The 11,682-nt window shown below is 72.6% G+C and carries 13 protein-coding genes and 1 pseudogene; 5 read left to right on the top strand and 9 right to left on the bottom strand.

Annotation, left to right across the window (positions count from 1 at the left end; all coding sequences use genetic code 11):
• Nucleotides 1-17 precede the first annotated feature (17 nt).
• The 4 genes from B5557_RS21785 to B5557_RS45745 all read right to left on the bottom strand — a co-directional run bounded on the left by B5557_RS21785 (nt 18) and on the right by B5557_RS45745 (nt 4,218).
• Nucleotides 18-1,925: a VgrG-related protein gene (locus B5557_RS21785; RefSeq protein ID WP_079661048.1), complete on the bottom strand. Its 1,908-nt coding sequence runs from the start codon at nt 1,923-1,925 to the stop codon at nt 18-20.
• Entirely contained in the window at nt 1,925-2,650 is a 726-nt protein-coding gene (locus B5557_RS21780; protein WP_079661047.1) for a CIS tube protein, read from the bottom strand. The genes B5557_RS21785 and B5557_RS21780 overlap by 1 nt, the downstream gene beginning before the upstream one ends.
• 54 nt (nt 2,651-2,704) lie before the next feature.
• On the bottom strand, nt 2,705-3,130 hold the full coding sequence (locus B5557_RS21775; protein ID WP_079661046.1) for a phage tail protein: 426 nt from the start codon (nt 3,128-3,130) through the stop codon (nt 2,705-2,707).
• Between the two features lie 89 nt (nt 3,131-3,219).
• Nucleotides 3,220-4,218 (bottom strand): hypothetical protein, encoded by a 999-nt coding sequence (locus tag B5557_RS45745; RefSeq protein WP_159424415.1) that lies wholly within the window; start codon nt 4,216-4,218, stop codon nt 3,220-3,222.
• 706 nt (nt 4,219-4,924) lie between these two features.
• On the opposite strand from B5557_RS45745, the gene B5557_RS43805 reads away from it, so the two are divergent.
• Complete coding sequence (locus B5557_RS43805; protein WP_159424414.1) at nt 4,925-5,467, top strand: hypothetical protein; 543 nt, start codon at nt 4,925-4,927, stop codon at nt 5,465-5,467.
• A gap of 1,382 nt (nt 5,468-6,849) precedes the next feature.
• Here B5557_RS43805 and B5557_RS44265 read toward each other — a convergent pair.
• The 5 genes from B5557_RS44265 to B5557_RS21745 all read right to left on the bottom strand — a co-directional run bounded on the left by B5557_RS44265 (nt 6,850) and on the right by B5557_RS21745 (nt 10,093).
• Nucleotides 6,850-7,008, bottom strand: coding sequence for a DUF6760 family protein (locus tag B5557_RS44265; protein ID WP_099936383.1), 159 nt, complete (start codon nt 7,006-7,008; stop codon nt 6,850-6,852).
• Complete coding sequence (locus B5557_RS21760; RefSeq protein WP_079661044.1) at nt 7,005-7,523, bottom strand: hypothetical protein; 519 nt, start codon at nt 7,521-7,523, stop codon at nt 7,005-7,007. The genes B5557_RS44265 and B5557_RS21760 overlap by 4 nt, the downstream gene beginning before the upstream one ends.
• The gene (locus tag B5557_RS21755) at nt 7,523-7,966 is read right to left on the bottom strand and encodes a phage tail protein (protein ID WP_020132887.1); all 444 of its coding nucleotides are present in this window, start codon (nt 7,964-7,966) and stop codon (nt 7,523-7,525) included. The genes B5557_RS21760 and B5557_RS21755 overlap by 1 nt, the downstream gene beginning before the upstream one ends.
• Before the next feature lie 59 nt (nt 7,967-8,025).
• On the bottom strand, nt 8,026-9,606 hold the full coding sequence (locus B5557_RS21750; protein WP_079661043.1) for a phage tail sheath subtilisin-like domain-containing protein: 1,581 nt from the start codon (nt 9,604-9,606) through the stop codon (nt 8,026-8,028).
• 217 nt (nt 9,607-9,823) lie between these two features.
• On the bottom strand, nt 9,824-10,093 hold the full coding sequence (locus tag B5557_RS21745; protein WP_079661042.1) for a winged helix-turn-helix domain-containing protein: 270 nt from the start codon (nt 10,091-10,093) through the stop codon (nt 9,824-9,826).
• 183 nt (nt 10,094-10,276) lie between these two features.
• Here B5557_RS21745 and B5557_RS21740 point away from each other — a divergent pair, with 183 nt between their 5' ends.
• The 4 genes and pseudogenes from B5557_RS21740 to B5557_RS46295 all read left to right on the top strand — a co-directional run.
• A complete protein-coding gene (locus B5557_RS21740) occupies nt 10,277-10,567 on the top strand; it encodes a hypothetical protein (protein ID WP_079661041.1) in 291 nt (96 codons plus the stop codon).
• Nucleotides 10,567-10,938, top strand: coding sequence for a hypothetical protein (locus B5557_RS21735; protein ID WP_079661040.1), 372 nt, complete (start codon nt 10,567-10,569; stop codon nt 10,936-10,938). The genes B5557_RS21740 and B5557_RS21735 overlap by 1 nt, the downstream gene beginning before the upstream one ends.
• Before the next feature lie 171 nt (nt 10,939-11,109).
• A complete protein-coding gene (locus B5557_RS43800; RefSeq protein ID WP_159424413.1) occupies nt 11,110-11,286 on the top strand; it encodes a hypothetical protein in 177 nt (58 codons plus the stop codon).
• Between the two features lie 78 nt (nt 11,287-11,364).
• Nucleotides 11,365-11,646, top strand: a pseudogene (locus B5557_RS46295) (class I SAM-dependent methyltransferase); the annotation flags it as partial.
• Nucleotides 11,647-11,682: the final 36 nt, after the last annotated feature.

Genomic DNA, 11,682 nt, shown 5'->3' with positions numbered 1-11,682 from the left:
GTACCGCTCGGCCGTCCTCACGGGATCGGATACGGCTTGTTGTTGACCATGACGACGCCCTGCAGCAGGAGGGTGGCGGCCCGGATGCCCACGTTGGCGGTGGCGTTGACCTGGATCGTGCCGCCGGCGCTGACGGTCACGGCGCCGCCCGCCTTGAGGCTCAGCGCGCCCAGCGCGTCCACGTTCACCACGCTGGTCAGCGACTTGACGTTGACCATGCCGGTGCCGCGGATGTCGAGCAGCCCGCCGCTCTTGATGGTGAGGTTGCGGCGCGCGCTGAGCGTGAGGTCGGTGCCGGCCTCGATGGACACCGACCGGCTGCCGGTGATGCTGACGGTGCCCTTGCTGTCGACGGTGATCTCGGTCTTCGTCCGGTCCAGGTTGATGACGAGCCGGTCGTCGCCGGACGTCACCCGCACCCCCTGCTTACGGCCGCCGGTCTTCTGGCTGAGCAGGTCGACGCGGTTGCCGTCCCGGTCGGACAGGGTGTGCCGGGCGGCACGGCGGCGGGCGCCGTCGTGCAGCGGCACGTCCTTCACGGGGGTCGGCTTGTCCTTGCCGTTGTAGAGGCCGCCGATGACGTACGGGTGGTCGAGGGCGCCCCGGTCGAAGGCGACCAGCACCTCGTCACCGACGTCGAGCGGGAAGATCGACCCGCCGTCCTTGCCGCCCCACTGCACGACCCGCGTCCAGTCGCTGATGTAGGCGTCGTCGAGCCAGGGGAACTGGAGCTTCACCCGGCCCTGCTTGAGGGGGTCCTGGACGTCCGTGACCAGGGCGTTGGTGGTGCCGGGGAGGTTCAGGCCGTTGGCCGCGTTCCCACCGCCGGAGGACAGCCCGTACAGGGACCGCCACTGCCGTCCGCTGACGGTGACCCAGGCCTCGTAGTGCTTGCCGTCGCCGAAGACGTGCCGTACGGACGTGGCCGTGTACTTGCCCTCGAAGGGGTCGCCGACGTCGGCGAGGGTGACCGGCAGGCCGGGGCGCAGCTTCGGGGTGCCGCGCGCGATGACCTCCAGCTCGGCGAACGAGCCGGTGACGTCGTCGGCGAGGGCCTCGGCGGCGAACTTCACCTCCGACTGCCGGTCGTACGGCGTCTGCGCGTCGACCAGCTTGGCCGGCTTGAACTTGGCGGCGGCCTCGCCGGGCGTCGTGCCGATGCTGATGCCGGGGTTGGTCTTCGCGGGCGCGGTGGCCGTGAGCTTCTTCTTCGTCGTCACGTCCCAGCCGCGCGCCTCGACCGTGCCGACCTGCTCGGCGGCGGTGACGGCGGCGCGCAGGCGCAGGATGTCGGTGCCCGCCTCCAGGACGAAGGGGCTCTTGTCGCCGGGCGTGGAGGTGGGCGGCGCGCCGGACGCCGGGTCGGGCTTGAGGAACTGGAACTTGCCCTTCGCGTCGACCGACATGACCATCTCGTTCTCGTCGGCGAGCCGGGCGAGGAAGTCCCAGTCGGTGACGTTGGCCTGGCTGATGAACTCGTAGACCGTCTTCGTCGACTGGATCTTCCCGACGGGGACGCCGTCCTGCGCGGCCAGCTTGCGGGCGATGTCGGAGGCGCTCTGGTTGCGGTACGCGGCGACCCGGCGCTGGCGCATCAGACGGTGGCCGAAGTCGTAGCCGCGGATGACGGTGAAGGTGCCGGTGCCGTCGTAGTCGGCCTCCAGACCGCACACCTCGCCGGTGAGGAGCGGGTCCGAGGCGCCCTTGCCGTCGGCGATCGGCGCGAGGACGACGGGCGTGCCGAACTTGACGCCCAGTTTGCCCAGGACCTGACGGTAGGGGTCGCGGAACGTCAGCCGGAACGCGGCCGGCACACCGAGCCCCTGGTCCACCCAGCCCTCGACGAGCAGCGGCGCGAAGTCGACGGGGAGGGGACGGCCGCCCAGCGTGACCTGGATGACGCTGGAGAACGCGGACTGGACCACTAGGAGCGCACCTCCTCTGCGGCCGGCATGACGAGCTCGATGCCGGTCGGCAGACGGGAGGGGTCGTCGATGCCGTTGACCTCGGCGATCGACCGCCACGCGGACGCGTCCCCGTACTCGCGCCAGGCCAGCGACTGGAGCGAGTCCCCGGCGACGACCCGGTGCACGCGTTGCGCGGTCAGCGCGCCCGAGGTCGGGTTCTGGCCCTTCGTCTTGCTGGGGATCTCGTGCAGATGCACCTGTGCCGTGGCGCGGATCGGCACGCCGGTCGTGCCGAACAGCGAGTACGTGACGTCGATGCTGCTGACGTAGGCAGTGAAGCGGGCCGTCGAGAACGAACCCCACTGGAACACCACCCACGGCGGCGACGGCTGCTTGGCCGCGATGCTCTTGGTGGTCACCTCGCAGCACTCCAGCAGCGACTCGACCTTCTTCAGGACGGTGTTGCTGCCGGGCTGGTCGGAGGAGTCGAGAAAGATCTCCACGGTCATCTGGCGCGGTTCCGGACCCATGAACTCCGGTACGGAGCCGTCGCGGACGGCCGCGGTCGGCGTGACCTTCCACTGGGCGCGGCGGCCGAGCTGGAGCTGCGCCGGGTTGAAGTCGAACCCGAAGGACTTGATCAGTCCGCCGGGGGTGGTGCTGGTGCCGACCGGCGGCTCGTGGATCGCGAGAGTGGCACGGACCAGGCTCTTGCCGGCGCCGCCTTTGCTTCCCTTGGCCATGTGGTGTGCCTCTTCCGTCCCGTTAAGTTCTGTTTCGTTCCGGCCCGTTCCGGCCTAGTCCGTGAAGCCGTGGTGGGTGATCTCCAGGACCTCCGTGGCCACGCCCGGGTTGTCCGGGCTGAGCGACGGCCCCTGCCAGCTGACCGGCAGCACGTCGATCAGGCCCCACCGGGCGACCTCCGAGCCGTCCGCCCGCAGCGCCGCGATCTGAGCGGTCGGCCGGGTCACCCCGGTGGTCACCGAGGAGATCCACTTGGCGACCTTGGCGGTGTCCGGGGTGAGGGGGCGGGTCAGCCGGATGTTGGAGAACGTGACGCGGGAGGGCAGCGCCCAGACGAAGCCGTTGTTCCCGCCCTCCTGGCGGTGCTCGATCTCCACCTGGGACGAGAGCCCCTCGCACCCGTTGAAGTAACCGAGGCTCTCGCCGTCGATGGTCAGGGTGAAGAAGATCGTGGAGCCCGGGTCGAGATCGGAGGGCATCGGAGCCGCCTGGCCTTTCTGGGAGAGGGGAGAGTGGAGAGGGACGGGGTTGGAGGGGCGGGGGCGCGGTGATTCGGGTGGCCCCCGGGTCAGCGGCGGGGGTCGCGGAGTCTGCCGATTCGTTCGCGGTCGAGTCGGAGTTCGGTGCGCAGGAGTCGGGTGATGCGACCGGTCAGACGGTGCGTCAGCTCGTCGAGCTGGAAGTCGGTGAGGGCGCGGGGGTCGAACGGCCGGTGCGGCTCGCCGCACTTGGGGCACGCGGAGTTCGGGTCACCGCCAGGAGGGGCAGGGGGAGGGGGAGAGGGAGCCTTCGGGGGGGTGGGTGCCGCGGCGGCGGCAACCGGGAGGGTGGGGGCGACGGCGGTACGCCGCTGGATCGTGGGGGGTTGGGGCAGAGGCTGGGTCTGGGTCTGGGGCCGAGCCTGGCCGGTGGGGCGCGCGGGGGTGGCGGACTGAACGGGCGGGAGTGATGTGGCGGGGAGATGGGCTCCCGGGAGGAGCGGCGCGGCGTTCGAGAGGGGGAGCGCGGGAGCGGCTGCTGCGGTTGCGGTTGCGGGTGTGGGGTACGGGCGGGCCACGGGGCGGCCTGCGGGTGCGCCGGGTGTGGGGCGGCGCAGTGGTACGGGTGCGGTGGCCGTGCGGCGCTGTACGACGGAGGGGGAGGGAGAGGGGGATACCGGGGATGTGCCGGTTGTCGTCGTGGGGCGGACCGCGCGGGTGACGGGGCTGGTGGGGGAACTGCTGGTGGTCGGCGTCGCCGGGGCGGGCAGCGGCAGCGGCAGCGGCAGTGCGGTGGGCGCCGGCAGCGGGGCTGGGGCGACGGGGGCGGCGGGGGCGGCGGAGGCGGCGGAGGCGGGCCGCGGGAGTGGGGAGGCCATGGGTGTTGCCGCGGTGCGTTGTACGACGGGGGGCGTGGCGGTCGGGGCCGTCGTCGTACGGGGGGCATCGGCCTTTAGCGCGGCGGGCGCGACGGGCGCGACGGGGGCGACGGGCGCGGCGGGGGCGACGGGGGCGACGGGGGCGGCGGCGCTCGGTGCGGCGAGCGGCTTGGCGTCGGCGGGGCGGGTGGAGAGGGGACTGCCCAGCACGGGGCGCGCGGGCGCGGGGCGGGAGGGCGGCGCGGGAGGCGTCGGTGCTGCGGCGCGCTGTATGGGGGCGCCGAGGGGGGTGGAGCGCTGGAGCGGGGGGAACGGCTCCGTCCGTGAACTCGGAGTGCTGGACGCGGGAGTGGTCGTACGGGGTGCCGACGCCGTGGCGTTGGGGGGTGTCGTCGGGCGCGGTCGGTCAGGGGGGAGGTTCGTGGGGGCGCCGAGTCCTGCGCGACGTCGGGGGGTGGGCGTGACGGAGGAGGACGGGGACGCTGGACCGGTACGGGGAGCAGGAGAGTCGGTGGCCGGGCGCACGGGTATTGCCGGGCCGGTGTGCGTCGGCGCCGAACCGCTTGCGGCCACGGGGCGGGTGGGGCCGGCGGGAGCGGGCGGGGTGTTCGAGACGCGTGGCGTCGCAGCGGGCCGCCCGGCGGGGGGCGAAATGCGGCCACCCTCACTTGGGGCTGAACCCGAGCGGGGGCCCGAGGCGGCGGCCAGGTCCGAGGTCGAGCCGCCTGCCGGTGCCGTCCGTTGCACGGCGGGGGACGACATACGGCCGGCGTCGTTCGGGGCCGAGCTGGAGGTCGAGCCCGGGGCCGAGGCCGAGGTCGAACGGGGGGCGGAGGCGGGGGCTGAGCTGGGGCCCGGGCCCGGGCCCGGGCCCGGGCCCGGGCCCGGGCCCGTGGTCGAGGTCGGTGTCGGCGCCGTGCGTTGGACGACGGGGGAGGACGTCCGGCCGCTGTTGCCCGGGGCCGGGGTGGGGCCGGAACCGCGGGTGGCCGACGACCCGGTGTGGGTGTCGGCGGGGGTGAGGCGTCTGCTCGCGGGGTGGGGTGTGGCCGCGGTGGGCGGGTGCGCTGAGGTGGGCGCGACCGGCGTCGGTGACGGGGTGTCGCTCGGGCGCGACGAAGCCGTACGCCCAGTGACAGCGCGCTGCACGCTGTGCCCGGCACTCGCTGCAGGGGATCCGGCAGGGCCTACGGGCGGAACCGTCGCCGCCCTCGACGCCCCCGGAGACGCCGGGGACGCCGGGGACGCCGTGGTCGCCGTGGTCGCCGGGGACGGCCGGACGGATCCGGCCGGTGTGGCGGGCGTGGTACCGGCCGCCGCCGAGGGGCCGACGTCACCCGAGCCCGGCACCGCAGGCCGTACTCGGGCCGGGTCCGGACTGGGCGCCGCCGGGCGGGAGTTGCCGGGCACCGCCTCTGCGCGACGGGGTGCTGCCCGCTGGAGTCGGACTGGCTGCTGAGCGGAGGTAGAGGTCGGACTCCCCTCCCTTGTACGGGAGTTGACCGGGGTGGGGGCGTCGTGGCGGGGTATCGCCCGCTGGAGTCGGACCGGTTGCTGAGCGGAGGGGGAGGTCGGGTCGGCCTCTGCCGTGCGGGAGGTGGTCGGGGTGGACGCCTCGTGCGGGGGTATCGCTCGCTGGAGTCCGACCGGCTGCCGAGGAGCCGGAGGGATCGGGTCGGCCCCTGCTGTAGGGGAGGTCGGGCTGCCTTCCGCTGTGCGGGAGGTGGTCGGCGTGGCGGCCTCGTGACGGGTTACCGCCCGCTGGAGTCCGACCGGTTGGTGAGTGGTCGGGGCGGGAACCTCGTGCTGGGGCGTCGCCGCCCCCTGCAGCGCCACCGGCTGTCCGCCGGCCGGTGCGGTCGGGGCCGTAGGGGGCGGGGCTGTCTTTGCCGCTGTCGGCCCCGCGACGGCGGCCGAGGGGGCCGGTCGCGGGCCCGGCGCGGGTTCCTTGCCGGTCGTCGGGCCCGCGCCGTCGGTGTCCGTGCCCCGGCCGGAGGCCTGCGCAGAACCGGTGCCGGGAGGCGTCGACGCGGCTGCGGGCGTCGGCCGGGCAGGCAGCGTACGGCGCTGCACCGGTGCCGACGAGGACCTGGTCAACGGCGCCGGGGCCGATGTCGTCGCCGGGCCTGCCGGGGACACCCGGATGCCCCGCGCCGGGAAGGCGGCAGCGGGAGTAGGAGCGACCGGCGCCGTCGGTCGTGCCGACACCACGGGCACCGCCGGCATTCCCGGGGGAACCGCAGCCGCCGGAGCCGCCGGACCTGCCGGAGCCGTCGGAGCCGCCGGACCTGCCGGAGCCGTCGGAGTGTTTGGAACCCTCGCCGCAGTCGGAGTGTTCGGAACCCTCGCCGCCGTCGGAGTCGTCGGAACCCTTGCCGCGGTCGGGTACGCGGGAGCCGGCCGGCCGGACGGCACCGGTGCCCCGGTTGGCGGCGCTGTGCGCTGTAGTGGCGTCGGCCGGGGCGGCGCAGCCACCCGCTCGGGTTGCTCGACCGGTGTCGCCGTCGCCAGGCTGCTCATCAGGCCGCCCGGCCGCGCGTCCAGTACCGCGGGGGAGCGGGTGGCGGTGAAGGAGGGGTTCTGCCAGGTGGCCAGTCGACCGCCGAAGCCGGCGTCGGCGACACCCGACGTACCCCCGCCCGCCGTCCGCTGGATGGGCGGAAGCGACGGCCAGGCGGCTGTCACGACACGCGGTGCCGGCACTGACGTCGATGCCGGCGTCGGCGTCGTGTCGACCGGGCCGCCCGCCGCAGCCGACGGCGTACCCGAGCCGTCCCCGCGACCCTCACGATCCCGGCGATCCCCACGTCCGCCCCGCAACCGGTCCAGGAACCCCATGCCTCAGCCCTCCGCCCGGCCCCTGGTCACCAGGGACGCGATCTGGTCGGCGTAACGGCGCCGGTCGTGGTGTTCCAGGTCCAGGATGTCGTCCTGGCTCCAGTGGAAGTGGTAGGCGACGTACGCGATCTCCTCGTGCAGCCGGTCGGTCGCGTACGTCACGATTCCCCCAGGCGGCTCCCGCCGAGTTCCACCTCGAAGGGCTCCGAGCAGTGGGGGCACTGCACCGAGGCGCGGGTGTGCCCCTCGGCGTTGACCTGGCGGTAGAAGTCCTGAAGGAACGCCAGGTCGGAGGCGAACATGTTCTCCACCACCCCGTCGTGGACGAGCGGGAGTGTGCCGAGGCGGGTGATGACCCGGCCGAGCAGGACCACCGACAGGTAGGCGGGGTTCTCCTGGACGCGGATGTCCCGCAGCGGGACGAGTTCGTCCCGCGCCGTCGCGAGGCGCATCACGCCGTCGCGGTGGACGGTGCCCGCCTCGTCGACGTAGCCGCGCGGCAGCTCGAAGGGGAACTCCGTCTGCAGTCGCTGCTGCTGCACCGGGGCCGGCATCGGCGCGGGCGTGGGCGCCGCCGGCGGGAGCAGGGCGGCGGCCTCCTGAGGCTGCGCCCCGACGACCGTCTGCGCTCCCGCGTCCGCTCCCGCCACCGGCCCCCGTACAGCCGTACGCCGCATTACTCGATGACCAGTTCTTCGAACGTGATCGTCACGGTCTCGGTCAGCGCGGAGGCCTCGCCGGCCTTCACCGAACTGGTGTCGATCTTGCTGCACCAGGCGTTGCGCATGTTGTACCGCTTGACCGGGTTGTTCTGGTAGTCCATCACCATGATCGTGGCGTTCTTGCGGGCGGTGCCCATGACGCCGTTGATCGACTCGGTGATCCACTGGTTGAACGCCGCGGACTGGGTCATGCCGCGCACGACCGTGCAGGTGCCCGCCTTCTTCACGCCGGGCAGCTTCTTGGTGACGGGCTTGCCCTGCGCGGAGACCTGCTGGTACTCGATGACGTCCTGTTCGAGGCTGAGGCCGCTGACCTCGGCGAGGTACTCGACCATCACGCCGTCGATCTGCAGGCCGAAATTGTGTGAAGTAAGGGCGTCACCCGGCTGGAGACTCATCTTCGGTTCCTTCTAAGGGGGTTGACTGCGGTCTGCGGAAGCGGAAGGGCGCCGTGCGCCTACTCCTCCAGCTCGCCGCTTCCGCTCTGGAACTGGGCCAGCCGGAAGATCACGAACTCGGCCGGTTTGACCGGCGCGATGCCGATCTCGCAGACCACCCGACCGAGGTCGACCGACTCCGGCGGGTTGGACTCCTCGTCGCACTTGACGTAGTACGCCTCCTCCGGGCGGGCGCCGAACAGGGCGCCCGAACGCCACTCGTTCACGAGGAACGCGGAGACGTTGCGCCGGATCCGGGCCCACAGTGCGTGGTCGTTCGGCTCGAACACCACCCACTGGGTGCCGATCAGGATCGACTCCTCCAGGTAGTTGAAGTACCGGCGGACGTTCAGGTAGCGCCAGGCCGGGTCGGAGGACAGGGTGCGGGCGCCCCAGATGCGGATGCCCCGGCCCGGGAACGCCCGGATGCAGTTCACGCCGATCGGGTTGAGGAGGTCCTGCTCGCCGCGCGTGATCTGGATCTCCAGGTCCACCGCGCCGCGCACGACCTCGTTGGCGGGAGCCTTGTGGACGCCCCGCTCGGAGTCGTTGCGGGCCCACACGCCGGCCACGTGACCGCTCGGCGGGATCAGCCGGGCCTGGCCGGACGCCGGGTCGAAGGACTTGATCCACGGGTAGTACAGGGCCGCGTACTTGGAGTCGTAGCCGGCCGTCTCCTGGCGCCAGACCCGGATCTGACGGGCGTTCAGGCCCGGCGGCGGGTCGATGATCGCCACGCGGTCGCCCATCAGCTCGCAGTGCGCGATCAGGCCGAGCTGGACGGCCTTGACCTGCTCCAGGTCGATCGCGCCGCGCTGGTAGGCGGCCATCAGGTCGGGCACCGCGACCATGGACACCTCGTCGACGGCCTCCAGGCCGCCGAAGCCGGTGCGGTCGGAGCTGTCGCCCAGGTACTGGGCCGGGCCGACCGTGGCCGCTTCCTCCGAGGGCACGGCGGGCGCGGCGGACGCCGGGGCCGCCGGCAGCGCGACCGTCTGGTTGTCCGGGCGGGCCAGCTGCGCCGCCGGCGCGGCCTCGGTCACGGTGATGAGCTTGGAGCGCTCCTTGACCTGCGTGACGACGTAGGAGCGGTTGCCCTTCTTCGCCGACACGTCGAACGTCTCGACGGCCTTGTCGCCATCCTTGACGATCAGCTTGAAGCGCTCGGCGGGGCCCTCGCCCTCCGCGTCCGCGACCTCGACGCTCAGGTTGCCGGGCGCCACGGCCGTCACGGCGAACGTGCCGAGCTGCCGGGGCTCGCCGGCCGGCAGCGCGGCGGGGGCGGCGGAACCGGTCACGGCCGCCGGGGACTTGGCGTCGCCGCCCGCGCCCGCCGCGGAACCGCCGACGCGGACGACGTAGGCGGCGGAACCGCCGTTGTTGAAGAACCCGTAGACGGAGTGCGCCAGGTAGTAGCCGTCGGTGAAGTCACCGAACGCCGCCACGTACTGGGTCCAGTTGGTCACCAGGGTCGGCTCGTTGAGCGGGCCGGTCGGGGCGAGCCCGACGAAGGCCGCCACCGAGGTGCCCACCCCCTCGATCGGGCGGGAGCCGCTGGCCACCTCCTCGACGTATACGCCGGGCGACAGGTAGGACGGCATGCTGTGCTCTCCTCGGGGTACGCGTCAGGACGTCTTTCACCGTCACGCGCGAAGCGCGTCCGTCGAAACGGCCCTCGGTGCACGTCTGGGGGCACGGTTGGTGTCCTTGAGGGCAACGTGCCGGGCCGTACCCGGGGGTGGGCGGCTCCCTGAAACGCTCCAGAGGCGGTACGGGCTCGTCAGCGAAGAGGCCGCGCGACACACCGCGTGGCTCTTCTCAGTCGTCCGGTCCGCCCTCCGGGGGTGTGTCGCTGAGTGGCTCCGGCATGCCGATGACGTACGTCCCCTTCGCGGGCAGGGTTGCGACAAGCCCTCGTTTCCGCAGTTCAACGATGGCGCGGCGCACCGTGCCGATGCTCACGCCGTGTAGTTCCGTCATGGCTCGCTCGCCGGGCAGCGCGGCCCCCTGCGGCAATTTGCCGGAGCCGATGTCTGCCGCGATGGCATCGGCGAGTTTCACGTACTCGTAGCGCGGAAGCTCACTCATCGTTCCACCGTGCCGCAGCCCAGCGCGTAACGCAGGGTTGGAACGCGTCTTAGCGCGGTGGGACGCAGTAGTACTCAGAAGGGTGCAGGGGGACGCAGTTCCCGGTATGGTCGAAAACGACAAGACCCCGGCGAGGTGGCTAGACCTCCCGGGGCATGGCCAACGCTTACAAGGAGCGTCGACGTGCACGACCTTATCCGCCGCACCCTCCATTGGGTGCGCCTTCTCTTCGCGCCCGGCACAGGCAAACGGCGCCGCACCCACCGCCATCCCCACCTCTGCCTGCACTTCACCGCAGTACGCCACGACTCCACCCCCCTGCCCCCGCACCTCCCCCTCCACCGCTCCCCGTACGGCCTCGTCACCCGGGAGGCCGCCCTCCAACAGCGCCGTCGGCTCGCCCTCGTGCTCGCCGCCGACTTCGGGATCGACCTGGACCAACACATCGTCGGCGCGCAGGGAGTGGCCGCCTGATGGAATACCTGAACGGCGTGACCACCCCCCGACTCCTGCCCTGGCCGACCCCCGAGGGCAAACCCTGTTACCTGGTGACCGACGACAAGGGCAGCCGCCTCTCCCGTCTCGCCGACGACCTGGAGGCCGTCCAGCTCGCCACCGGCACCGACGTGCTCGGCCTCGCGCGCCAGGTGCTGGACGACCCCAGGTCGCCGTACGCCGAAGTCCGCTACGCCGGCATCCGGCTTGCCGAGTGCCTGACCGACGCCCTGCGCGTCGCCGAGTCCCGCGGCGGGCGCTTGCCCGTAGCGGACACCGGGGACGACGAAGAGTACGAAGGCGGCCACGGGCAGCCCGTGCCCGAGGGGCGTGGCGAGCCACGACCGTAACCACCTCCCATCACGGAAGCCCCTCGGCGACGACCTCGACCTGACGGCGAACAGGCGAATGGAAGCGCGTACGCGTTGGGGACCGCAGACCGTTCCTCCCGCCACGAACCGGAGTTCACGATGACGTGTATCTCAGTTCGCGGCGGGAGGCTCCCGCGCGGCGTAGCAGGCGTGCAGCGCGGCTTCGCTGTCCGAGCCCATTGCGGTCGATCACCGCCCGGCGACGGCCTGTGCCTGCGCACCGGCGACTTCCTGAAGAGCCAGGGCTGGGCGATCGACGAAGAGCTGTGGGCCATCGACGGCGCGGACTGCTCGCCGTGCGACGACAAGGTCCCCGACAGCCACTGACCCCCGCTACAGTCGCCCCCGTCCTCACAGCTCCCCGAGGGCGGGGGCTCCCCGCACCCGACAACAAGAGGAACAGCTGTGCCCGTACCGCATGACATCGCCGCCGAGACCGAACTGTGGGACGCCTACGCCGAGTCCGCGTTCAAGGACGACGCCGAGTTGTCGTTCTGCTGGACGCAGTACTCCGGCCACGGCCCCGGCCCCGAACTCCTCGGCACCCCGGAGTCCGTTCTGGAGATCGGCTGCGGCACCGGCCGCGCCCTCGCCCACCTCGCTCAGCAGGGCGTCAAGGCGACCGGCGTGGACCTGTCGCCGCGCATGGTGCAGCGTGCGGGCGCGAAGTGCCGTTGTGGTGGAGTCCCCGGAGCCTGGGCACATCGGCACGCTGATCGTCCG

The sequence above is a fragment of the Streptomyces sp. 3214.6 genome (genome assembly GCF_900129855.1).
GTDB lineage: Bacteria > Actinomycetota > Actinomycetes > Streptomycetales > Streptomycetaceae > Streptomyces > Streptomyces soliscabiei.
This window is presented reverse-complemented; position numbering and strand designations above follow the sequence as displayed.